This window comes from Psychrobium sp. nBUS_13 (genome assembly GCF_051201665.1).
In the GTDB taxonomy this organism is placed as follows: Bacteria; Pseudomonadota; Gammaproteobacteria; order Enterobacterales; family Psychrobiaceae; genus Psychrobium.
This window is the reverse complement of record NZ_CP179210.1, coordinates 2,446,330-2,470,598: the sequence shown is the minus strand read 5'-3', so window position 1 is coordinate 2,470,598 and position 24,269 is coordinate 2,446,330. Positions and strand designations below refer to the sequence as shown.

Genomic DNA, 24,269 nt, shown 5'->3' with positions numbered 1-24,269 from the left:
CTTTAGTAACTGTTATATAGATCACAATATCAAGGTGAGTACTATTGATAATGGTAATGGTAATGGTTATCATTGCGTCCTCTTACATTGTGGATTGAATCATGCGCCTCACTTTAATTAACATTGCTATTCTCACCAGTTTTAGCACCTTCACATCTAATATCTTCGCCAATGAAGTATCACAACAAACAATCAATACATCAGATGATATAGAGGTGATAAAGATTCGAGGTACTAAATTCGAAAAGCCATTAAGTGAACTTACCGGCAGTGTTGCTGTAATTTCTGAACGTGATATCCGACGTAGCGTCTCTACACAAATGAGTGACTTATTTCGCAATGAACCTGGCGTATCGGTAACTGGCTTTAGTGGTGTGTCGCAAAATATTTCTATTCGAGGAATGTCAGGTAATCGCATTTTGATGTTGCAAGATGGTACTCGATTAGCAGATGGCTACGGTGCTAATGATATCAATGATTTTGTGGGACGCTCTAACTTTGATTTACAAGATGTAAAACAAATCGAGGTGGCGAAAGGTGCTGCATCTTCATTTTTTGGCGCGGGTGCACTCGGCGGGGTGGTTAAGATAACTACCAAACAAGCGTCGGACTATTTACCGACTCAAGCACATTATTTAGACGCTAACCTCTTATATAACGACGTTAATAGTGAATTTAAGCAATCTATTACAGGCGCTAAACGCATTGCATCGTTACCTGTTATGGTTAAGTTTAGTAATTGGGATGGTAAAGAGCAGCAAAATAGTGGTAATAGTCGTCGACCGTTAGATATTGCTGGGCAAAGTGCTCGTATTAATACGCAATGGGAAAATGATGCCGGCGTGTTAACGTTTAACGGCGATTGGTTAGAGCAAGAGACTCGAAATACGAGTCGGCGGTATAGCGTGCCGCAATTTGATGGCGCGTGGCTTGTAGAAGATCAGCAGCGGCTAGAAACTCAAACCAGTAATAGCGCGACCATAACATGGCAACACACCCCTGAAACACAGTGGTTTGATGAATATACCGCGATTGGTTTTTGGAGGGAAACCTCCAATAAGTATCATTCAACGCAGCTATTGTCTCGCATCTTCTTTAATATCCAACGTCGCTTTCGTCAATTGATTAATGACGATAGTTATGAGCAACAAAGCGCAGGCGTGAAGATCGATTTGTCGAAAATCGTCGGTAATCACGAAGTACTTTATGGCGCGAGTTATGAGCAGCTAGAGCATGAACGTCCGAAACTAGATATTCGCATTGAGAATGGTAGTTCAACAAATATCACGTCAGAGCCATTCAGGGCAGCAACGACCAAAATCGCTGGTTTATATGTGAGTGATGATGTCACCTTAAATGAGTCATTCAATGTACTAGTTGGCGTGCGTTATGATAATAATAAGTTATCAGCGAAAGACGGGGATTTTACCGATAACGATTCGAGCAAGCTAAGCGCTAGTGCTAAGTTGACTTTTGATAATGGTCACGGCGTGAAAATGTATGCTGGATTTAATCAAGGTTATCGCGCAGCGCCATACGACAAAGTATATGGTAATGTGCCACACTACTTCGCCTTACCGCCGTTTGAGCTTATGCCTAACCCTCAATTAAAGGAAGAAACGAGCAACAGTGTCGATGTTGGTCTGAGTTGGCAAGTCGGCGAAGTGTTGATATCGGGTAGTGTTTTTTACAATCATTATGATGACTTTATTGCCGTTGAAGACGGTGTATTACGCCAAAGTGACGGCGTACTTGAACGCCGTTATGTCAATATTGACGAGGTGAACACCTATGGCGCTGAGCTCAAAATGAATTATCAAATAAATGATGATATTTCGGTATTTGCCACCTCGGGTTGGATGAAAGGGGAAGACTCCAAATCTAAAGAACCAATTCGAAATATCACGCCGCTTGAACTCAACTTAGGCACCAGTTATCAATGGCATGATCTTCTGATTACTGCCAATTTATACGGTCAAGCAAAGATGTCTGACGTGCCGCGTTGCAGCGATAGTTTTAACCCGACCTCAGTGCCGTGTCGTGGCACAGACTCGTGGTATGTATTAGATATCAACGCAGAATATTCCCTATCAAATCATTTGACATTCAATCTATCGGTTAAGAATTTACTTGGCGAAACCTATACGCGTTATCAGGACGTTGCAGGCAGCTATGGGGACAGGGATAGTTCACAGCCAGATCGCAATGTTAGCGCTTCCTTTCGTTATGTGTTCTAGGGGGTAGCTATGAAAAAAATAACCCTAGCAATCGCACTGAGTTTGGCCGCCGTTCAAGTCGACGCGGCGCAATTGCACTTCATCGATCAATCTGTGTCCTCACAACAGCAAGCTCAAACGTATCTCAGTGATAAGTTAACGCGCGATTATCAATTTGCGGTTCAACGTCGCGGTCATTTTGGTACTTATTACAGTTTTATGCCGCTGTATGAGAGTCGACCGGTTTTTAATTTAGTCGATAGTCTCGCGGTCAGTAATGCCAATCGGGCTTTTCGTTATTATCAGGCTCAAATATCTCATGGTGCAGACACTGCCTCATGGCCAACAGAAAGCCGTTTATCGCTGGCCGAGATCGTGTCCATTGTCGATAAGCCACTAGCGCAATTAGTTGCCAATGATATCGTTGAAGGTTGGTGGCAAACGCCGTCTGGATTAAGCGCTGGCTGGCGGGTTGATCTGAGCTATGGTGAAGATGAGGATAGAATACGTCACTTCTTCATTATTGCTGCCGATAAAACCCGTTTACTCGGTGAACAGGGTTACGTTGCACCTTATCAATTAGAAACTACTGCTGTGCACAGTGGCAATGATGTGACGACTTGGTTGTTCGATCCTGATCCCAAAACGTCGATGATGAGTGAGACATTACATACTGAATACGTTCAAGATCAGAGATTACCCCAAGCGGCGTTTCGCTTAGTTACGTTGCGTGATTTAACTCGGGTAGAGGATCAACTGGCTTTGACTGGTCCTTATGTCAAAGTTGCCGATTTTCTGCCGCCAGAAGAACCCGTTGCGTTACTTCCCGATGCTGGACCACTCACCAGTGAACAGGATAGTTCAACGTTTTTACAACAAATGGCGTACTACCATATCGATACGGCGCAGCGTCATCTCCGTCAGCTAGGGTTTGTGCAAGACAAAGCGATTCACTACCAACCAATGGTGATTGATGCACAGGGCTCTAGTAATGATCAATCGGCGTATTCATTTTATCAAAATCGCATATTACTCGGTATTGGTGGTCGACCTGATGCACAAGATGCTGATGTAATCTGGCATGAATATGCCCATAGCATTACCCATTTTATTAATCCGTTTGAAATCGGTGGTGATAGCGGAGCTATTGGCGAAGGCTTTGCGGATTTTTTTGCGGGTGCTCATAGTTATCGCGACGAACAAGGCAAGATATTTGAACCTGATGTGATGTTTAATTGGGACGCGCGGTTTGGTGGACGCACACCGCGCACCCTCAATGATGTTAATGCACAGTACAACGCTAACTACTATTACCCAGCACATATTAGCGTCCGCGGGACATTGGGTGACCAGCTATGGTCGACTCCTATCTTTCAATCGTTGAAGTTAGCTGAACAACATCACGGTATTGAGGGAATGGACGATGTAGAACGCGTTGTACTTGAAGCTATGTACGGTTTAGGCGCGGGTGTCACTATGAATCAGCTGGCACTTAGCACCATTGATATTGCAAAGCGAATGTATCCGAATCGTCGTTATAGCGAAGATTTACAGCAACAGTTTGCAGAGCACAATTTATTGCCAAAATTCGTGAATGTATCTCAGGCACAAGACATTTCAGCCTTGTCGGGGCAAGATGAGTTAATCGTTAGCGTAACTAATATCAGTGACACTGATTTAACAAATGTCACGTTAACGCCTGTCGCAAATGATCATTTTTCCTTAGCTCCGGCCAATGTCGCTAATGTTCCAGCAGGCGCTAGTCAACAGGTGACACTACCATTAGCGTGGTTAAAAACGGCCACTTGCGGTGCAGATTTTTCGCTCGAATTTGATGTCGGTTTCAACAGTGCTGTGCCTGTCATCAGCTCTGAAAAAAGTCGAATGACTATGGTGGTTGGTCAAGCACAACGTGACACAGTTATTGGTGAAGGAGGAGTAATCAAAGATGCATCAGGTACTTCTGGTGGCGCGGTTACAAGCAACGGAGTAAGTACTTTTTATCTCGATGTTACTAACTCGGATTTAACGCTTGATAAAGATTTTCGCGTTAACTTGGATTTCACGCATCCTGATTTACAGGAAATTAGTATCGAGTTAACGAGCCCATCAGGTCGTTCTGTTAGGTTGTGGAACAATGGATACTATTCTCAGACTCATTTTGATTTTGAGTTGCCATCATCAATAAGTGACGTTGATTTATCAGTATTTCACGATGAGCAGTTTCGCGGTCGCTGGAAATTACAAATTGTCGATGAGCGCCCATCGCAAGACAAAGACATTGTGGCCCAATTACATCGTTGGAGCATTAGCCAGACACAGACTTATCAATGTCAGGCTCCGACGCCCAATCCTCCGCCAACTCCCGCACCGGAGCCAACACCAGCTCCTGATGTTGTGACTAAGAAAAGTTCATCGGGCGGACCATTTAATCCATTGAGTTATTTATTTATTGCCTTGCTTATCGGCTGGCGCATCAGAAATTTTACGAAGGAGAATATATGAAATCTAAATTAACCCCGTTAATGCTTGCATTATCGGTTGCTGGTCTGACGGCCTGTGGTGGCAGTGGCAGTGGCAGTGGTAGTAGTGCACCAGAAATCATTACTTATACGGTCAATGTGTCCTTGGGAAGCAATGATGGTTTAGTGTGTGCAGACAGTAACCAAAATTTAATGTGTGACACTGGCGAGACTCAAGCGACTTCGACGGCGGGTAATGCGACATTAACGTCACAAAATATAGCGTTGTTAAATACTAACTATATCTTAACGCAGTCAGACAAGTTCAGCTTAGCAGCGCCATCGGCAATCGCTGATAACGCCGCAGTTGTATTGTCGCCAGCAACAACTGCTGTCGTTGGCCAATTAATGCGCGGTGTTGCTCGTGATGAAGCCGTAACTAAAACCAACAACGCATTAAAAACAGGACTAAAACTTGAACTTAACGCGAGTGAGTTACTGACTCAAGCACCGCAGTCGCTTAATGATTTTAGCCAGAGTTATCTCGCGCTGTGGGAGCAAGCCTTAACTAAATCTGATAATACTGTTGCACTGCTGACAGGGTTTACTGAGCAATTGCAAGCAATTGCTACTGCGTCGCTAGAAAACACCCATCTCGATAATGTCGATGAATACGTCAGCAATGCACTGTATTGGGATCGCGGATTTCCGATGACAGATACAGGCGTTGTGACCTTTGCTGAAAATGATGCAACAGGTCTTACAGCGACAGTCGCAGCATTTCCTGGCCAAGATGCTGATTTTGGCTTAGATGTTACTCAAAGCGAAAGTAGTGATGGTCACGCCGGATTTAAGTACGTTAAATTGGATGTCCAAGGCAATGAATTAGCCGCAGATGCAAGCGAATGGAGCTGTGTCAAAGATCAACAAACAGGACTTATTTGGGAAAAGAAACTCGCCGACGACAGTGTGCGTAGCGGAACTTACTTATTTATTAATAAACCTGAACTTGAGCGTGAGTATTTCTACGACGAAGAAGAATACGTCGATGAGCTGGAATACGCTTCTTGCGACAACACTGAAGGAAAGAGCGATGGAATTTGTTCTGCTCAGCAGTATGTATCGCATGTCAATTCGCTGAATGACGGTGCGGGGCTATGTGGTTCAACACAATGGCAACTTCCTTCGGTTAATCAGCTCGAAAGTCTTATTCATTTTGGACAGGCTTATAGCGATGATGAGACGGTGGTGGGAATAGACACCGCGTTTTTCCCAAACACGTTCACGGAAGTTTACAATTACTACCAAACTGATACCAACTCGTTACTAAATGCCGCTTACGATGAGTCTAAATATAACTGGACTATCGGCTTTGCTGGTTCAGAAGTCGGCACAAGTGACTCTATGAGTTACTGTACAACAGGACAAGATTGTTATGGTGGTGCTGAGCCTGTGCGTCTAGTTGTTATCGGGGAGAAAGAATAATGAAAAAACTATTACTTGCATTAACGGTAGCTGCATCTTTTACGGCAGTTGCAGATCAAACCTGTGTGCCTAATGCTGCACAGTCGACGCCAACGGCTAACTTTATCGCCAATGACAATGGCACGGTAACAGACCGCGCAACAAACTTAATGTGGATGCGTTGTACTATCGGGCAAACGTTTAATGCTGAGACAAAAAATTGTGATGGTCAACCACAAACATTTTTCTGGCAAGATGCCTTACAAGCGGCTGAAAGCGTGCGTACTAATAAGCAGCATGCCTATTACCAGTTTGCAGGTGTTACTAATTGGCGCGTTCCTAATATCAAAGAGTTAACGTCAATTCGTGAAACTGCTTGTTATAACCCAGCATTGAATGAAACCATTTTTCCAAATAGCTTTGTCTTAGCCGATGGTGGTTATGCGTACCTGTGGTCAGCAACGCATTTAGCTGCTGATAGTGATGTTAGTGGTGATGGTGACAATGTGGGTATTATGATTATGGATCTCAACTTTGGCGGGACATCTGTGACGATATCACCGACTGATTATCGTCGCCAAATTCTACTAGTGGCAGATCCTAAAGCCCAGTAAATTAGCATAGTACTATGAAAGGCCAAAACGCGTTGCGTTGTGGCCTTCTTCATTAGCTCATATGCTGCTGTTGGCGTTGCATCAACTTACTGGTTGTTGCAGCGCTTTTTTCTTGCCCTAGATAAAGATTCAACTGGTTAAATTGTCCTTTGAGTTTTGAATTGGTGTGATCTTTTTCCAATTCAGCTAGTAAAGCTTCATGCTTATCACTAAATAATGATTGGGTTGCTTGTGATAGAATTTCAAATAAGCGCTTGAGATTGATTTGATGTGTTTGTCCTGTTTTGTCAAAAATCCAATTGGCAAGAGCAAGGAAGTTATCAAAAGGGTTGCCATCTAACATGAGTGGTATTGAATGCTTAAAGCGGCCAGAGTTGGCAATCATGTCCCAATAGCGCGCAAATCGATTGACTAATTGCATGGTCGCAAAGTCCACGCGATCAGTACTTAGAATATTAAACGGCGGCAGGGGATTAAAGCGCAAATCAAAGGCTTGTGTATGTCTAATAATCGGACTGCCTTTTAAGCGCTTTAAAATACCGAGTTGAATTTCATGGGGACGACAAAGATAAAGCTCATTAAAGCTCTCTCTGAATGTCTCGAAGGTTTCACCGGGCAAGCCAAAAATTAAGTCGGCATGAATGTGGGCATTGGTATTTTCACGCAGCCACAATAAGTTCTCTTTCGACTTAGGGTTATTCTGTTTGCGATTGATGTTGGCCTGAACTTCTTGATTAAAGGTTTGAATACCCACTTCAAATTGCAAACTGCCTGCAGGAAATTGTGATAATAGCTCTTTGAGCTTTCTAGGCAGGTGGTCAGGCACCACTTCAAAATGCAAAAATAATGGTTCGCTCATTTTATCCAAAAAGAACTGCATAATTTGCATGGTGGTTTTGATGTTTAAGTTAAACGTTCTGTCAATAAACTTAAAATTGCGGGCACCGCGCTGATATAGCGTTTCCATTTCTTCTAAAAATTGCTGGAGTTCAAACGGATTAGATGAGGTATCAAGTGACGATAAACAAAACTCACATTTGAACGGACAACCGCGTGATGCTTCGACATAAAGTAGACGATTCGTTAAATCTTCATCGCTGTAATATTCGTAAGGCAAACTTAACTTATCTAATACGACAGGTTTCGATTGCAGAATTTTTTGCGCTGGTGGCGTGTCATTTAAAATGTCGATACATAACTGATAAAAACTAATATCAGCAGGGCCTGTGAGCACGTAATCGGCAGTTTCAACGATAGACTGGCCTTGTGATTCATAACTCACTTCAGGACCACCCAGTACAATTTTGATGTCAGGTGCAATGACTTTAAGCAGGCTAACGACATTGGTGGTTTCAATGATGTTCCAGATATAAACACCAAAACCAACGATTTGTGGTTTAGATTCAAGAATTCTCTCAACAATGTCGATAGCGCGAGTTTGAATAACGAACTCTTTGATTTCACAATGACTTTGCAGTTCCTGTAAATTGGCATACAGGTAACGTAACCCTAAACTTGCGTGTATATATTTGGCATTGATTGTCGACAGGACTATCTTTGTCGCACTCTCATCTGCAAACCAACCTGACGGTAAGCTAGTAGAGCGCGGCGTGTAAGTCATATCTGTGACATCTATCTGTTTAACAGCGAGTTCATTGGTGGTTGTTTGCATTCGGATCTGGTTTCTTAAATAAACTGAATATTCGAGGCGTGATAATACAGGAGTTTGCTGCGCTTAAAAACCTATCAATATTGAGAACAGTGCTGAGTTCACGTTGTTTTTATCTTACTGTTGTAAAATACCTCATCCGATTGACAATTCTTTTTGATGTCAAGCGAAATAGGGGCGTTTGTGACGCAAAAAACTTAACTACCATGTCAGGTTACTCGTTGTAACCTACTAATTTAACGTTATTTTTAATGACAGAATTATGACAATTCTAAAAATCTTCACCAAAAGATATGCTCAATATATCCGCAAAGTTAAGCCTGGCAGGGGTGTCATATTTGCGTCATAAAAAACAAATATTACTGACAACTTTGTGTCTTCTTACTGTCATCTTCGAGTATTAGATTCTTTCGCAGATTAAAACGAACACCTTATTTTCGTCCTCGGAGAAGACAATGCATATCAAAACTGTCCAAATTAAAAGAATGTTTAAGTTAGGCGCTTTAGCAACTGCACTTGCACTTGCAGGTTGTGGTGGTGATATTAATATCGATACTAAAGGTGAAACAACAACGACACCAACTCCTACACCAAGCCCAACTCCTACGCCAACTCAAACTGAGCAACAGCAAGCATATAGTGGTTTTGCAACGCGCAATACTAGCCTGTCAATTGATGGCAAAGAAGTATGGACATTAAAAGGTGCACTAGCATCAGCAACGGGTGATTCAACGGTTGGCACTGGCGATACTGGTGGCCAAAATGGCGCAACTATTGTACTTGGTAATGATGTTGTGTGGGAACTTGATGGTGCAGTTGTCGCTGGTGGCGATAAAGCTGACTCAGTGGTATTAGAAGTTCGCGCTGGAACAAAAATTGTTGGTGGCGGTGACGCATATTTGGTGATTAGCCGTGGCTCACAAATCAACGCTCAAGGTACTAGCACTAATCCAATCGTATTTACGTCACAAGAAAGCGCGCTTGGCCAGGAAGGTAAAGCAGGACAGTGGGGTGGCTTAGTATTACTGGGTAATGCACCCGTAAACTCTTGTCCAGACCTAACAGCATGTGATGCAGCTTTTGAAGTTGGTAGCCATAATTACGGTGGTAACGACACAGAAGACAGCTCAGGAACAATTAAGTATGTCCGTGTTGAATTTGGTGGTTTTAAAATCAACGACACCCAAGAAATGAACGGTATTAGCTTTGGTGGGGTCGGCTCTGGAACAACGGTTGACCACGTTCAAGTTCACTTAAATAACGATGACGGTGTAGAATTCTGGGGCGGTAACGTATCAGTGTCTAACGTTGTGTTAACTGAAAACTTTGACGATAGCCTAGATTGGACCAACGGTTGGCAAGGTAGTGCGCAACACGTTTACATTCGTCAAGCAGATAACGGTTCTAACCGCGGCATCGAAGCAGACAGCAATAGTGATGCTCAAGCAACGCCGCAATCTATGCCAGCGATAGCTAATGTAACTATTGAAGTTGCTGATGGTAAAAACAGTGGCGGTGATGACGCTGAAGGTATTTTACTACGCAAGGGCACAGGCGCTCACATCTTCAATACCTTAGTAAAAGGCGGCGCAGATTCTGGCGAGTGTTTAGAAGTAAACGATGACAATACAGTTAACAGTGCTAATGACGGTAACCTAACGATTACCAACAGCCTAATTGATTGTGTCGAACCATTTAAAGATGCAAAAGTTGACGCTGAAGAAGGCCGTACCCTGAGCTTAGATGTCAGCGAATGGTATATGAATCAAGATGGCAATTTAGTGGGTGCATCAGATCTCAATGGTTACATGCCAAACTCAAGTTCTGTGGCACTTACTGGTGGTAATGATGATTTGGCAACCGCTGATGCGCGTTTAAAAGACGCTGATTACATTGGTGCATTTGACGGCACTAACGATTGGACAACGGGTTGGACGACTAAGGTTACCACAACACCAGCGCCAAGCGAATTACCAACACTGACTTCTTGTCCAGTTGGCACAACGTCTGAAACGGTAACCGCGGGTCTTTATAAAGACAGCAACGTAAACCTTGTGTGTAGCATTTCAGGCAATATCACTAGCAATACGACCTTGCTTGCTGGCAAAAACGTGATGTATAAAATTGACGGCGGCGCGGTGATTGTTGGTGGTGACAAAATAAACTCGGCAACCTTATCAATTCAAGCCGGTACGCAATTATTTGCTACTGATGAAAGTTACATTGCAGTAAGCCGTGGCTCTAAAATTATGGCGCAAGGCACTGCAGCACACCCAATTACCATGACATCACAACAAGATGTGATTAATGGCGCAACAGGAAGTCGCGGTCAATGGGGCGGCCTAGTTCTATTAGGAAACGGCTTAACCAATAAGTGTGATGACCACACAGCGTGTGATGTGTCATTTGAAGTCGGTGATCATCAATACGGCGGTAACGATAACACTGATAACAGCGGCCAACTTAGCTATGTTGTTGTGAAATACGCTGGTTTTAAAGTGAATGACACGCAAGAAATGAACGGTATTTCATTCGCAGCAGTGGGTAGCGGTACGCAAGTTGACCACATTCAAGTGCATGCTAATGGCGATGACGGAGTTGAATTCTGGGGCGGTGCAGTTAACTTAAAATATGTTTACTTAACAGATAACTTTGACGATAGCCTAGATTGGACTAACGGCTGGCAGGGTAAAGCACAATTCGTGTACATCACGCATGAAGATGGCAGCGCAAACCGTGGCTTTGAAGGCGATAGCCACAAAGGTGACGGCGATACACCAGTTTCTAAGCCTGTCATTTCAAATGTGACCATTCTACCTGGCGTTGATGTTGAGAACGCAAGCGGCGACAAAGGTGAAGGTATCTTACTACGCGTTGCAACCGCAGCATCATTAAACAATATCTTGGTTCAGGGACGTAAAGGTGATAGGTCAGCGACAGAATCAGGTGAATGTTTAGAGTTAGACGGAACTTATGCTGACTTGGTAACCAATGTAACTGGCGGTGAACTGACGATTGAAAACTCGGTAATCGACTGTAACGAACCATTCAAATACAGCTCAGAAAACACTGATACTGCTGATGCCGTTAACGTTGAAACATGGTTTACCGGTCAAACGGGTAATTCTGCACAAGCGGTTTCGTTAACAAACGGTATGCCAGCAACGACAGATACTATTTTGTTAGGCACTGGCAAAAACATGAGCGCTGTCGATAGCTTCTTTACTACAACCAACTTCATTGGTGCATTTGATGGCACTAATGACTGGACTAACGGTTGGGTATTCATCCCTCAGTAATAGCAGCGCGCTAGTCACTAAGTGGCTAGCTAACGTTTAAGTCAAAGCCGTGTTTTTAACACGGCTTTGTTGAAGAACAAATCTTTCATTCGAACCATATAAGAAGTCATTTGAAACAGGACCCTAAGGTATGAAAATCACGCCTAAATTTACACTTAACAAACTTAGCCTTGCCGTGGCGAGTGCAGTGCTTATTAGTGCTAGCGCAAGCGCCGAGGCTAATACTGTTAATAACAACCAAAAAGAGAAAGATCCTGAATATTTCCCAGTGGAAAGAATTCAAGTTACTGGTCGTTTACGCACCTCAGCATCGGCAGCCGTTGAAGAGCGCCGTGAACAAATTGCTGTTGGCGATATTTTAGGGCTAGAACAATTATCTCGAACTGGTGACAGCAGTGCGGCCGCTGCGCTTCGCCGTGTTACAGGTTTAACCCTAAAAGACGGAAAATTTATTTATGTTCGTGGCTTAGGTGAGCGTTATTCAAGTACTTCGCTAAATGGCGCCATCGTGCCATCACCCGATCCAACCCGAAATGTTGTCCCGCTAGATATGTTTCCGGCGTCAATTATTGAGTCATTGTCAGTCCAAAAAAGTGCATCGGCAGATAGACCAGCCGCTTTTGGTGGTGGTCATGTTGATATTCGCACGTTGTCGACACCTGTTGAACCATTCGTAAAAATATCCCTTGGTACATCATTTAATACGAACGATAGCAACGATGCGTTAAGTTACAATGGCGGCGGCGATGCGTGGAAAGGCAAAGATGATGGGACGCGTGCCTTAGCAAACACCATTATTAACACTAATAATCAATATGGTGGTATTAGTCCAATTGATATCGTGACTGGGAGCAACGGCGGCGTTGATTTCGCCAGTGCGTCTCAAATTAATCGTGACTTAGCCGCCGATTTGTACCGTGATATGAATGTGACGACCGAAAGCACCGATCAGCCGCTTAATGGTAACCTTGCGTTTGGTACGAACTGGGATATTGGCGATGAATGTCTGCTAGGTATTGTTGCCGCTTTTGCTTATAAAAATGAGCAAAGCAACTACGAGAAAAAAGACATTGAGTTAGACGGTGATGCAACGCAAACACAAGTCGAAAACGACAAACGCGTAACGGGCACTGACACAAAGGTTAAATTCTCAGCCATGTTCAATATGGGCTTTGAGCTTAATGACAATCACAAAATTGAAAGCTTTAGTACCTATTTAAGCGACAGCTCTGATGATGTATCTGTTGCGATTGAAGAAACGATAGATACTTTAGGCGAGCCCAATGCGCTGCAAGTTTATGATATTGATTTTCAGCAACGTACATTGATGAGTAATCAGTTAAAAGGCACCCATTATTTTGAAGACTACTGGGAACTAGAATTAAAATGGCAGTACACCGATTCGAAATCTTCACGCAAAGCGCCAAGCGAATTGTCGTACACCTACAATGTAGTATTAGATGACGCTAACGCTATCACCAGCCGTAATTTAAACACCCAAGACGCGCCTAAATACGTTTATAGCCAACTTGATGACGACTTAGAAAATTTTGGTTTTGATTTAGGGTTACCCGTTGCTTTTGACAATACCGTTGTCACGTTTAAAGGTGGCTATCAGTACACTGAGCGTTCACGTACAAGTTATGCTACACGGCTTGGATTAGATGTTGGTTTGCGTCCAACAGACGCCAATGGCGATATTTTGGCAAAAGAATTTGGTCAAATATTTAGTGACGAAAACATCGCATCTGATGTGCTAGATCTAGCGCTAAAAGATGCATCTACAGATACGGAAGACTACATTGCCGCAGAAAAAAATGACGCCGTGTATGTGTCAGCCGAATTTGATTTTGACGATGAATTAATTTTCTACGCGGGTATTCGCTATGAAGATTTTCGCCGAGTGACCTTGCCACTTGAACCAGATGGTAATATTTCTGATGAAGGTGGTCGTTATCAAATTGAAGATTATATTGTGCAAGAAGACGGTTTCTTTCCCTCTCTGTCGATGACCTACAAAGAAGATGATCTAAGCCAATGGCGCGTTGCCTTAAGTAAAACCATGGTTCGCCCTGATTTACGTGAAGTATCGCCAGTGCGTTTCCAAGATCCGGTCACTGGTTTTGATTTTTTTGGTAATCCTAATTTAAAAAGCTCAGCGATTTATAACTTAGATACACGCTGGGAATACTATAGCGAAACAGGTGATAACTATTCTATTGGCGCTTTCTATAAAGATATCGACGCGCCGATTGAACCGATTCAGCGAATCAGTGAAGCGGGGCGTCAGCTCAAGTTCTATAATGCAAACTCTGGCTTTATCTATGGTATCGAAGCTGAGGCACTGCAAGGGCTAGCTTTCTTGGGTGATGCAAAGAGTATTTGGCAACAATTCTTTATCGCCGCCAATATTACGCTCAGTGATTCTGAGATTGAAATTGCTCAAAGTGGTGAAATCGACCCAACTAATACTAAGCGCCGCATGACGGGGCATTCAGAATGGGTGACAAACTTCCAAGTAAGTTTCGATTCAAAAGATGAAGCGCATAATGCAACCATCGTTTATAACGTGTTTGGTGATCGAATCGCTTACGGTGGCCGTGGCGGTTTAGATGATGTGTACGAACAACCATTCCACAGCCTTGATTTTACTTATAAGTATTATCCTATTGAAGATATGTCAATTTCATTTAAGGCAAAAAACTTACTGGATGAGAAAACGACGTATGATCAGCAAGATATTGAAGTTTACTCAAAAGAACCTAGTTCGAAATATAGTATTCAGGTGAGTTACAAATTTTAACTACTTAATTAGGGGCTGTTGATCTTTTGAGTTCATTTTTGCAGCAATTTGTTTGGGGTTTCTACAAGGCAGAGCCTATGTGGTGTAGCTGGCTCGATAATAGCTCCTGCATTATCCTAATGAGCTACATCCCTGTAGCAATACACGAATAGGCGATAACGCCGTAGAAATAACAAACAAATGCTGTCCGTAGGATTCACCTAAAAGTATTTTGTGCTGCGTTATTCGTCATTCACTGGGGTAAACCCAGCATCAATCCTCATGCCTCGCCCACAGGGATGTGGGTGCTTATGCTCAGTCTGGAACAATGAACATGTGCCCAAACTCCTTTTAGATTGAAGAAAATTTGAACCACAAAGATCAACAGACCCTAGTTAAATAATCAACAAAAGGTCACTTTGCTCTCCCAAAGTGGCCTTTTTTCGTTTACTCTGCGCATGAGCAATAAAAAAATTATAAGTAATAAGAGTTAAGGAAGCATTATGTCTGCAATGAAAAAAGTCGCATTAGGAATGGCCGCTGCATTAATTACGTCAACGGCAGTAATGAGTACTGCTGTTGCCAGTGAAGCACGCTCGGAAAAACATGCAAAACAAGCTACTGAATTACGCCAATCAGTATTCAAACTGTTAGCAAGCAATATTGGTCCAATGGGCGCGATGGCTCGTGGTAAAATGCCAATGGATAAAGCGGTTGTCGAGAAAAACGCAACACGTATTAATCAGTTATCAATGATGATCACAGATTATATGGCAACAGATACTCGCAAATTTAAAGTGAATACTGAAGCATTAGCCTCAAATTGGACTAAACCTGAGCTTTTAAATGAAAAAGCTAACGCATTAACAATGGCGTCAGCAAATCTGATGAAAGTTGTTAAGAGTGGCGATGCTAAAGCGATTAAAAAGGCGATTGGTGGTATCGGTCGTACTTGTGGCGGTTGTCACGATGATTTCAAACAAGACTAATTGATAGTCGCTATTGAAATGAAAAAGCCTTATTCAATTGAATAAGGCTTTTTTTGTAGGCGGTTTAGTAATACATGTCGACTTCTGGAATGTTGATCACTACTAACCAATAGACAAAGGCTGCAGACGAGGCTGCAATGATTAACGCCACTATCAAGCGAGAATGTTTGATGGTATTTAAATCGGTTAGATGAGCGCCTTGTTTTTTGCCATGGATCATTGGCGCAATTAAATCGTGTTTCTTACCCCATTGATAAAATCCAACCGCAAGAATATGCAGAGCAATTGCTGCTAAGATAAAATCAAAGACATTGTGATGAATTGTGGCCATAATTTTGTCGATATCACCGCCAAGCGCGTTGTAATATGGACCGCTAGAAAACACGTCATCGTCGACAAATAAGCCGCTCACCGCCTGCATTAAAACAAGCGCCAGCATAGCAAATACCATTAAGCTGCCTAATGGATTATGGCCGACACTCGGCGCAGCGTCTTTAGGCTGATTAAGATAGGCTTTTATCGCCGCAGGCGTTGGGAAAAATGTCGTAAATCGAGAATGCAAGGTTCCGAAAAATCCCCAAGTTAAACGAAAACAAATTAAACCAAGGGCGACAAAGCCAAGTTGCATATGTAAATCGATATAATCAGTGCCGAGTTCATTCGTGAGCCAACATCCTAAAATGGTAGTGACAAATCCCCAGTGAAAAAGGCGTAATGGAAGATCCCATACTAATTGTAATTGCGACCGTGATTTAGACTGTGACTTCGACATCGCTTTGCTCTAAATACCTAAATGAATAAACGCCGCCTACTATAAACGTACACAATAGCTGAGTAAATCGCAGAATCAATTTGTTACGGTTGTCCATTGCATCATTGGGGGAATTTCGTCACTATATGACTTTTGCGGTTGGAATCTCTTTTTTGTCAGACCTTAGTAAACTTAACCAATTGAAAATCGGTTTTATTTCTTTGTTTTTTCTCGTTGGACTCTTCATTAGCGCTAGTGTTGTTTCTGGTGATGAGTTAGGGCGAGTTAATCTATTACACTTTATTGGCTTGTTTGTGCTGTGGCCGTTTGTATCCTGCCTTTTATTGGTGGTTTCAAGTATTTCCTCCAAAGCGCCGTCTATTGAAATCATACCGTGGCTGTTGAAATTGCCGGTAATTCCACTAGCGCAAAAGCAATCTTTGTTAGGGCTTAAAAAAGAGCAACGATTGTCGCCGTGGTTATTGTTGTGCAGCCAACAGTCAGTATTGGCCTTTAGTGTTGGATGCTTAACATCATTTTTCTTGGTGTTATTATTTAGTGATGTTGCCTTTGTTTGGCGCTCAACGTTATTGTCTGCATCTAACATTGAACCTGTTCTTAATGTTATAGCGTTGCCTTGGAGTTGGTTTGACGCTGCTTTGCCTAATATCGCGCTGATTGAAGCGACTCAAGAAAACAGAATGAATGACCAAGCTGTTCAAGGACAATATGGTGCTTGGTGGTTGTTTTTATTGATGGCTCAATTGGTGTATTCAATTATTCCGCGCGCAATTAGTAGTTTAATGGCAAGTCGTCAGTTTAAAAGCCTCCCTGCGTATCTTCATGAGCTGCCAACTAAGGCCCCCATTAATCAACAGCCTAAGGCGCCTGTTTTAGCTAAGGTGAGCTATGACCGACCATTATTGTCTGATTATAATTTATGTTGTTGGTTGCAACTACCAGCGTCATTATTGGACAAACTTGTTGAGTCTCAATCAACAGAGCCAAGCCATGTTTATCACGTTGGTTTTCACGGTGAAGACGAGCAGGTCGCGGTATCGGATAATCGCCCGCAGCTATTATTAGTCGCGGCATGGGAGCCACCATTAGGTGAGCTAAAAGATTACTTGTCGACAGGGCAAGGAGTCATTCAATTAATTGATCATAAAGAGGGTGTGATGCAGCCAATTGCTTCTCATTATGTCGATGAGTGGCGCCGTTTTTGTTTAACATTGGACAATTGGACGTTATTTATTGATAAGGATGTACAATGAGTAAATCAACCGTAGCTAATTCTAAGGTGCCACGTTCCGAAATACCAAGCTTTGCAGTCGTAGGCCATCCGAATAAAGGGAAGTCTTCCGTTGTTTCAACGCTTGCCCGTAATGATCAAATAGCGATTTCAATGCAAAGTGGCACCACTATGGTGTCTGAAACATTCGATATTACTATTGGCAACGCCCATTATCAGTTAGTTGATACTCCAGGCTTTCAGCGTCCACGAAAAGTGTTGGCTTGGTTAAAAGCGCATAACCCGACTGCTGATAAACGCCGTGAGTGTGTCATTGCCTTTTTGAATGATGAGACATGTCAGCAGCAATATGTCGATGAAATTGAGTTGTTAAAGCCAATAATCGCAGGTGCAGCAATTTTGTATGTTGTTGACGGCTCTCGGCCTTATAGCGCTGAATATGAAGCGGAAATGGAGATATTACGCTGGACTGGTCAGCCAACAATGGCATTGATTAATCCTATTCTCAATGACGATTATGTCCCTAACTGGCAAGCGGCATTAGGGCAATATTTTAGTGTGGTGCGTGTATTTGACGCCGTTAAAGCTGATATTGAACAACACATAGAATTGCTCCAAGCGTTTGCTGCAATTCATCAGCCGTGGCAATCGCAACTTAGTGCGATTATTAATGCTTTCGAACAAGAAACAAGTCATCAGGTTTTTCAAAGTTGTTTTATCGCTGCTCAGTTATTGGAAGAAATGACAGCTTATCAAACAACACAAAAGGCGTTATCTAAAGCGCAGGCGCAAACCTTAAAACCAGTTCTAGAAAAGCAATTTTATGATTGGATGCGCCGCCGCGAAAAGAATGCCCTTGATGAGATGCAAATGGTTTATCGCCATCATCAACTAGCGCGTCAAGACAAAGCCCTGGCGTTGCCAGATGATTTATTTGATACGCAAAAATGGTATGGCTGGGGCTTGAGTAAAAAGCAATTAACGAGTGTCGCAGGGATCACTGGTGCCGCTGCTGGTGGTGCGCTTGATTTAGCGGTAGCTGGACATTCTTTTATGCTTGGGGCCATTGGCGGTGGCATTGTTGGTTCTACCGCCGCATGGCTTGGCGCAGATAAGTTGGCATCAAGTAAAATTAAAGGATTACCAATGGGCGGTTATGAAGCGCGCTTAGGGCCGATAGGCAGTAAGAATTTCCCGTATGTCATTCTTGCTCGGTTTATTTATATGTTTAGTCAGTTAAAACAGCGAAATCACGCACAACGTGGTGAGGTAGAGCTGGATGAGATTGGGCTTGAACCGTTGTTAGATAAACTAGATAGCGAGAAGAAAAAAGCGATTTATGTGGCGCTAGATAGGCTCAGCAGGCAAAAGTCTGTTGACGATTTGCCTGATACCTTAGCGCCTTTATTTAAGTTAATTGATTAGAGCCTAAATATCAAAATCCAGTAATGGTGGATTCTTTTTAGAATCTGCCAATTCTTTTTCAAGGTTTTGGCACATATCCAATGCGGGCATAATACTTTCAGGGGAGCCTATTTGTCGTGCCGGTACGCCAGCTACTGTGGTATGCGGTGCTACTTTTTTCAACACAACACTACCAGCGCCAATTTTTGCACCAGATCCGATTTCAATATTTCCTAAGATTTTTGCGCCTGCACCAATTAACACACCGGCGCGAACTTTAGGATGTCGATCGCCACTTTCTTTACCAGTACCACCTAAGGTTACGCCTTGCAAAATAGAAACATTGTCTTCAATGACGCTCGTTTCACCAACGACAATGCCACAAGCGTGATCGAACATCACGCCTTTACCGACGGTTGCCGCAGGGTGAATATCAACATCAAAGGTCTCTGATACGCGGCTTTGTAAAAAACTGGCTAAGGCTTTACGGTCACGATTCCACAAACAGTGGGCAACGCGGTAGGCTTGTAATGCCAAAAATCCTTTCAAATATAGAATCACGTCAGGATAGCTTTCAACCGCAGGGTCACGTTCTCGAACGGCTTTGATATCGTAAATGCCATATTCCACTAAGCAGGGCATCTGTTCATAGGCATCGTTAAACAAACGTTCTAATTCGCACGCTGGCATGTAAGTGTCATATAACTTACTAGCGAGTATATTACTCATTGCTGCGGGTAAGGACGCCCTATCGATGATGTGACTACGATAAAGATTAGTGAGTAGAGGTTCGTGGGTTATTGTCATTTGTGCTTCATTGACAATATCTTCCCAGAGTGAAACTGTGGTCATTTGTTATTGCGATATCTAGTTGTAAAGATTAATAATGTGCCATGCTCCCAAGCTCTGAGCAAGGTGTTTTTGTTCATAAGATAGAGCGAAAACACCCATTGTTGGTCAATGGTTAATCGACATTAGCCACTAATAATGGCTCTTGTGCTAAATCAAAGGTTAAACCAGAGAGTGTAACGTTAAACCACTGGCTAAATTGTGCTTGGTTCATCTCACTTGGCGCGTTGTCTAAATATTCGTCCCAGACAGCCAACTCGTTGCGCCAAATCGTCATAAAATTTTGCTTAATTAATGTTGTCGTCAGCTCTGCAATATCACAGTCTTCTTGCGGTTCGGCGAGTAAATAGCAGCTAGATTCTGCTGCCATCTCTTCAAGAGTTGGCGCTTCATCGGCTGCAACATTGACCACCCATTGGTGCATTAATGGTGTTGGTGTGACGATAAGAGAGATGCGATTTACAAAGTTCATATTAATAGATTTGACATTAGTAGGTATAGGATGCGTAGTATACCTATAATTGATATCAGTTTTAATAGCATGGACGAAATGAGCGTTAACTTATGAGAATATATCTACTTTGTTTATTATTATTCTTAACTGGATGTCAAACGACCTCATCAACTCGTCCTTGTAAATCATTTGAAGTACCAAAATATGTCGCTTAGCAACTTATGGCAGATTTATCGACGCTTGCATCGCCGCTTGCATCGCCGCAAGCAAACGGACAAAAACCGGAACACCAGGTCATAAATATAGCTATCAATACATTATTGAACGTTTTAAGGATATTGGCCTACAATCATGGCACGGCGGCTATACGCAGCGGTTTTTACATCCTAAATTAAAAAAACGTGTCGGTGTAACGTGTTAGGATTTCTTCAAGGCAAACTCACATCAGATAAACTAATTGTTGTTACCGCCCATTATGATCATTTAGGCGGTCGTGGACGAAATATTTATTATGGCGCTGACGATAATGCATCAGGTGTCGCGATGATGATGGCGCTGCAACTCACTTAAGAAGTTATTCTCCCAAATTCTCGGTTCTGTTTGTAGCGACAGATGCAGAAGAGAAGGGTTTATTAGGCAGTGAACAGCTGATTACTTCTCAAACCATTGATATTAATGACGTCGTATTCAACATAAATTTAGATATGGTTGCTCGTTCAAAGCGTCTCTATTATTTATCGAGCAAACCCAAAAACGATATTCTTCATCAACAGATCAAACAAATTGAGCAGGCATGTCTTATTAGTCACCGAACTCACCGCAGTTTTTCAAATACTAAAGTTATTGATTATAAAAAAGCGAGCGACCACTTTTCATTTGCACGACAGGGTGTTGATTATCTTTTTATTGGTGGGGGTAACATGCTGATTATCATGGTGTAGGCGACAACGTTTCACGTATATCACCTACTCATTTTAGCAACCGCGTTGCGGTGATTAATCAGTTGTATGCGCTTATTGAACAAAACGCAATTGATGCAATAAGGAAAGCTAATTAATCCATTGATTCGTAGACGACACCTTGATTACGGCCCTGTCTTTTTGCTTGATACAAGGCTTTGTCTGCCGCTTCCATCCATGCTTTGTTATCGCCACCTTTAGTCGAAATCTGCGCGATACCGAAACTGATAGTAACTTTGATCACCGTTTCTTGTAAAGCAAACTCAGTGTCTTCGATGGCTTTACGCAAACGCTCTACAAAATGGCTGGCTTTATTACTGGTCGTGTTATGTAAAATGATCGCAAACTCTTCACCGCCGTAACGCGCAACACTATCGTTTTCTCGCATGCTTTCTTTAATGATTGCTGCAAGTTGCTGCAAGATAGCATCACCAGCAGGATGGCCGTGGGTATCGTTAATTTGTTTGAAGTGATCAATATCTAACATAACTAACGAGCTAACAGTTTGCTGCATTTTGTAACGTTTATTAGCCAGATCCACATTAACCGCAAGGCCATTACGGTTGTCAATTTGCGTTAATGGATCTGTTTTCGTTAATTTTTCAAGCTGACTATTGGCTTTTTGCAGCTCCATTCGGTTGGCTGCAATGTCTGTGACATCATAAATAATTAAACAAATTTGGTCGATACTTCCAGTCAAAGAAGGTAGCGGTAAAATAGTCACGTTTTGATGCATGTGTTCTACCGTGCCAGTAATTGGACGATAGTTTTTAAATGGGAATATATAAGGTTTTTGTTCCCACGTAATAAATGACTGGTTTTGAATGGTTTTAACCGCTTCAACCTTGCGCATAAACCAACTTTTATCGAGATCTTGGAAAATATCAAAGATATTTTTTCCTTTGGCATCCGCAGCATGAATATTACTGTGGTGATACATAAAGCCATTCCATGACTCGATAACATAATCATTATCTAAAACGATTAGCCCTGCATCGATGCTATTGATCATCGACACCATCCAATGGAATTCCTTAAAATCTATCTGGTTCATGCGCTTTGCTCATCCAGCAAGTAAATTAATTTATTATTTAAGATCGGTAACGAGTCTTGAGTTATCAAAATAATTAAATCACATTCAATATCATAATCTTCAATGACGTAGTTAATTTCGATGGCAACAATTTCTTGCCAGTTTCGCGTATTGGAATTAATGAGCTCATCAATATTGCGGTGCAACCCTAGCAGTTCAGGATGTGATTGGCTAAATGAGAGATCTAGTTGATCAGAGAAACCCTTTAAGAAAGCGCCAATCAATAGGTTGGATAATTCAACCAGCATCTCGCGCTCAACAGCTTCGGTAATTTCACCGTCGTGATTCATTAATTTAGCAAGCTCTTTATAACAAGAGTCATAAAATAAGATGAGCGCTTCGCCTGAAATGCCTGAACCAACATAGCCCTGACATACTGCTGATATTGAATCAACTTCATCGGTCGCTTTTAACATCATGTGGAGTTCACTTGATGCTAATGCATTTACCTTTGGAATTGGCAGTCTAACTTTTACATTTAAAACACGTGCTAAGAGGTCTGCTGCACGACCCATCGCGACATTTGAAACTTCTTGGTAAGGATCTAAATTGATGCCACTTTCGCTAACATTATGTTTGTCTTCTTCTTTTTTTGCGCTCTGTAATTCTGACTCATTGTCTTGAATTATTTGCGCAGCGAGACAGTCTTCTGGACGCATGATGCCGTAATTAGAAAGTAGTTCACGTACTTTCTCTTTATCAGTCGGCTTTTTTATAAAGTCTAATGCGCCAAGTGCTTTTACGCGAGCATGAGCACAAGGTTGGATATCGCCAGAAACAACAATAGTTAATGTAGGTAAGTCTTCTTTTTGAATTGCTTCTAAGGTGCCATAACCATCAAGCACTGGCATATTCAAATCTAAAAATAGCACGTCACCCAAGCCAGCCTTGATTGCTTCAATCGCTTGCTCGCCATTTTCGGCATAGGAAATACTGACATCCCAGTTATCAGGTAATGCTCTAGTCATTTGTTTTCGAGCGAAACTCGAATCGTCACAAATTAGTACAGGTATTGTCATTAGTTTGTCAGTCTTTTGGTTTAACGATGAATGCACTCTTATGATTAACATATCGAAAATCATAAGAGTTTCAAGGGTTATTTATTGATAGGCAATTTATTTACTGATCAGATTATTCAGTTAATTAACCGATTACCAACTAGTGCGCTTCTTCTTTCTAGACACTAATGAACAAGTTACAACGCCAATGAAAAAACTCACAAGAACGAGAATGCCGCCACGTGTGAACCATTGGATTTTAATTTGCTCGTCTTCACCTTGAAGCTGATTTTGAGCTGTTGTTACGTCAGTCTTTGCTTTCGCGAGTTCGCCAGTCAGACTCTCTATTTGCTGCTGTAAAGATTGGACTTTTTCTTTAACTGTATTTGATTCACGCGAAAGATCATCATTTGACGTAAGTTGTGAATTTAGCTGGGCTTCAAGTGCATCATAACGATGTTTTAAACTATCCTGTGTAGATACGAACTCAGACATTATCCAGCCTTCACGGCCTTTATCATCAGAAACCTTGGTATATTTCTTATCTTCTGATTGCTCGATAATGGTTATGGTTGAACCTGCGTTAATGCTACCAATAATTCTGAATTTCGCACTTGGCCCAGTGTGTAAATAGGTATAGACACTGTCTGATACGAATGCTGATTGTGCAAAAGAGAACGACGAGAAAATAGCGAAAGCGCTGACTAGAAGAAATCGATTAATAAGTGGCATAGACAATCTCAGATTTATATTAATATTTAAAGCGTTATCCTAGTGTTTTGTATCATTATGTGCAACCCACAATTGGGCTAAAAAGGCCTGTTTTAATGGATTAATCTGATAATCTGATAAGAAAATTAAGCGTGGCTAAAATATTGGGGGTTGAAATGTCTCAATGTCTTTGTAAGAGATCTCTCACAAATGTGTAGGCAGCAACTCAAAAATGTTCCATCTATTTTCATTAATTTTTATTAAGTAATTGATTTTACATTGTTTGATGGTCAGTTATTATTG

Annotated in this window: 19 protein-coding genes; 12 read left to right on the top strand and 7 right to left on the bottom strand. The window is 42.1% G+C overall.

Annotation, left to right across the window (positions count from 1 at the left end; translation table 11 throughout):
- Nucleotides 1-101: 101 nt before the first annotated feature.
- Genes ACMAZF_RS11230 through ACMAZF_RS11215 form a run of 4 tightly spaced genes read left to right on the top strand, consistent with a single transcriptional unit; the run spans nucleotide 102 to nucleotide 6,756 of the window.
- Complete coding sequence (locus tag ACMAZF_RS11230) at nucleotides 102-2,237, top strand: TonB-dependent hemoglobin/transferrin/lactoferrin family receptor (RefSeq protein WP_435273935.1); 2,136 nt, start codon at nucleotides 102-104, stop codon at nucleotides 2,235-2,237.
- Nucleotides 2,238-2,246: 9 nt separating this feature from the next.
- The gene (locus ACMAZF_RS11225) at nucleotides 2,247-4,721 is read left to right on the top strand and encodes a proprotein convertase P-domain-containing protein (protein WP_435273934.1); all 2,475 of its coding nucleotides are present in this window, start codon (nucleotides 2,247-2,249) and stop codon (nucleotides 4,719-4,721) included.
- Nucleotides 4,718-6,163, top strand: a complete 1,446-nt coding sequence (locus tag ACMAZF_RS11220; protein ID WP_435273933.1) for a DUF1566 domain-containing protein — start codon at nucleotides 4,718-4,720, stop codon at nucleotides 6,161-6,163. Before ACMAZF_RS11225 ends, ACMAZF_RS11220 begins: the two co-directional genes overlap by 4 nt.
- On the top strand, nucleotides 6,163-6,756 hold the full coding sequence (locus tag ACMAZF_RS11215; protein WP_435273932.1) for a DUF1566 domain-containing protein: 594 nt from the start codon (nucleotides 6,163-6,165) through the stop codon (nucleotides 6,754-6,756). Before ACMAZF_RS11220 ends, ACMAZF_RS11215 begins: the two co-directional genes overlap by 1 nt.
- Before the next feature lie 52 nt (nucleotides 6,757-6,808).
- Here ACMAZF_RS11215 and ACMAZF_RS11210 read toward each other — a convergent pair whose 3' ends face one another.
- On the bottom strand, nucleotides 6,809-8,428 hold the full coding sequence (locus tag ACMAZF_RS11210; protein WP_435273931.1) for a DUF4080 domain-containing protein: 1,620 nt from the start codon (nucleotides 8,426-8,428) through the stop codon (nucleotides 6,809-6,811).
- A gap of 452 nt (nucleotides 8,429-8,880) precedes the next feature.
- Between ACMAZF_RS11210 and ACMAZF_RS11205 the strand changes: the two genes are divergently transcribed.
- From ACMAZF_RS11205 to ACMAZF_RS11195, 3 genes are all read left to right on the top strand, one after another.
- A complete protein-coding gene (locus ACMAZF_RS11205; protein WP_435273930.1) occupies nucleotides 8,881-11,724 on the top strand; it encodes a hypothetical protein in 2,844 nt (947 codons plus the stop codon).
- 130 nt (nucleotides 11,725-11,854) lie between these two features.
- Complete coding sequence (locus tag ACMAZF_RS11200) at nucleotides 11,855-14,527, top strand: TonB-dependent receptor plug domain-containing protein (protein WP_435273929.1); 2,673 nt, start codon at nucleotides 11,855-11,857, stop codon at nucleotides 14,525-14,527.
- A 482-nt stretch (nucleotides 14,528-15,009) separates the two neighbouring features.
- Nucleotides 15,010-15,495, top strand: a complete 486-nt coding sequence (locus ACMAZF_RS11195; RefSeq protein WP_435273928.1) for a c-type cytochrome — start codon at nucleotides 15,010-15,012, stop codon at nucleotides 15,493-15,495.
- A 64-nt stretch (nucleotides 15,496-15,559) separates the two neighbouring features.
- On the opposite strand, the gene ACMAZF_RS11190 is transcribed toward ACMAZF_RS11195, so the two are convergent.
- Complete coding sequence (locus ACMAZF_RS11190; RefSeq protein WP_435273927.1) at nucleotides 15,560-16,267, bottom strand: cytochrome b/b6 domain-containing protein; 708 nt, start codon at nucleotides 16,265-16,267, stop codon at nucleotides 15,560-15,562.
- Nucleotides 16,268-16,419: 152 nt separating this feature from the next.
- Here ACMAZF_RS11190 and ACMAZF_RS11185 point away from each other — a divergent pair, with 152 nt between their 5' ends.
- Both ACMAZF_RS11185 and ACMAZF_RS11180 read left to right on the top strand, forming a co-directional pair.
- Entirely contained in the window at nucleotides 16,420-17,520 is a 1,101-nt protein-coding gene (locus ACMAZF_RS11185; RefSeq protein WP_435273926.1) for a DUF2868 domain-containing protein, read from the top strand.
- Nucleotides 17,517-18,923, top strand: coding sequence for a GTPase/DUF3482 domain-containing protein (locus ACMAZF_RS11180; RefSeq protein ID WP_435273925.1), 1,407 nt, complete (start codon nucleotides 17,517-17,519; stop codon nucleotides 18,921-18,923). The genes ACMAZF_RS11185 and ACMAZF_RS11180 overlap by 4 nt, the downstream gene beginning before the upstream one ends.
- A 3-nt stretch (nucleotides 18,924-18,926) precedes the next feature.
- On the opposite strand, the gene cysE is transcribed toward ACMAZF_RS11180, so the two are convergent.
- Nucleotides 18,927-19,754: a serine O-acetyltransferase gene (gene cysE, locus ACMAZF_RS11175; RefSeq protein ID WP_435273924.1), complete on the bottom strand. Its 828-nt coding sequence runs from the start codon at nucleotides 19,752-19,754 to the stop codon at nucleotides 18,927-18,929.
- A gap of 112 nt (nucleotides 19,755-19,866) precedes the next feature.
- Nucleotides 19,867-20,223: a hypothetical protein gene (locus tag ACMAZF_RS11170; RefSeq protein WP_435273923.1), complete on the bottom strand. Its 357-nt coding sequence runs from the start codon at nucleotides 20,221-20,223 to the stop codon at nucleotides 19,867-19,869.
- A 203-nt stretch (nucleotides 20,224-20,426) separates the two neighbouring features.
- Between ACMAZF_RS11170 and ACMAZF_RS11165 the strand changes: the two genes are divergently transcribed.
- From ACMAZF_RS11165 to ACMAZF_RS11155, 3 genes are read left to right on the top strand one after another with little or no spacing between them, the layout of a single operon-like run.
- On the top strand, nucleotides 20,427-20,600 hold the full coding sequence (locus ACMAZF_RS11165) for a hypothetical protein (protein ID WP_435273922.1): 174 nt from the start codon (nucleotides 20,427-20,429) through the stop codon (nucleotides 20,598-20,600).
- A gap of 19 nt (nucleotides 20,601-20,619) precedes the next feature.
- Complete coding sequence (locus ACMAZF_RS11160; RefSeq protein ID WP_435273921.1) at nucleotides 20,620-20,775, top strand: M28 family peptidase; 156 nt, start codon at nucleotides 20,620-20,622, stop codon at nucleotides 20,773-20,775.
- Nucleotides 20,736-21,146 carry a M28 family metallopeptidase gene (locus tag ACMAZF_RS11155; protein ID WP_435277232.1) on the top strand — a complete coding sequence of 137 codons (411 nt, stop codon included), beginning with the start codon at nucleotides 20,736-20,738 and terminating at the stop codon, nucleotides 21,144-21,146. The genes ACMAZF_RS11160 and ACMAZF_RS11155 overlap by 40 nt, the downstream gene beginning before the upstream one ends.
- Nucleotides 21,147-21,258: 112 nt before the next feature.
- Here the strand turns inward: ACMAZF_RS11155 and ACMAZF_RS11150 are convergent, their stop codons facing one another.
- The 3 genes from ACMAZF_RS11150 to ACMAZF_RS11140 all read right to left on the bottom strand — a co-directional run bounded on the left by ACMAZF_RS11150 (nucleotide 21,259) and on the right by ACMAZF_RS11140 (nucleotide 23,987).
- Complete coding sequence (locus tag ACMAZF_RS11150; protein WP_435273920.1) at nucleotides 21,259-22,218, bottom strand: GGDEF domain-containing protein; 960 nt, start codon at nucleotides 22,216-22,218, stop codon at nucleotides 21,259-21,261.
- Nucleotides 22,215-23,276, bottom strand: coding sequence for a response regulator (locus ACMAZF_RS11145; RefSeq protein ID WP_435273919.1), 1,062 nt, complete (start codon nucleotides 23,274-23,276; stop codon nucleotides 22,215-22,217). The genes ACMAZF_RS11150 and ACMAZF_RS11145 overlap by 4 nt, the downstream gene beginning before the upstream one ends.
- Before the next feature lie 132 nt (nucleotides 23,277-23,408).
- Nucleotides 23,409-23,987 (bottom strand): TIGR04211 family SH3 domain-containing protein, encoded by a 579-nt coding sequence (locus tag ACMAZF_RS11140; protein ID WP_435273918.1) that lies wholly within the window; start codon nucleotides 23,985-23,987, stop codon nucleotides 23,409-23,411.
- Nucleotides 23,988-24,269 lie beyond the last annotated feature (282 nt).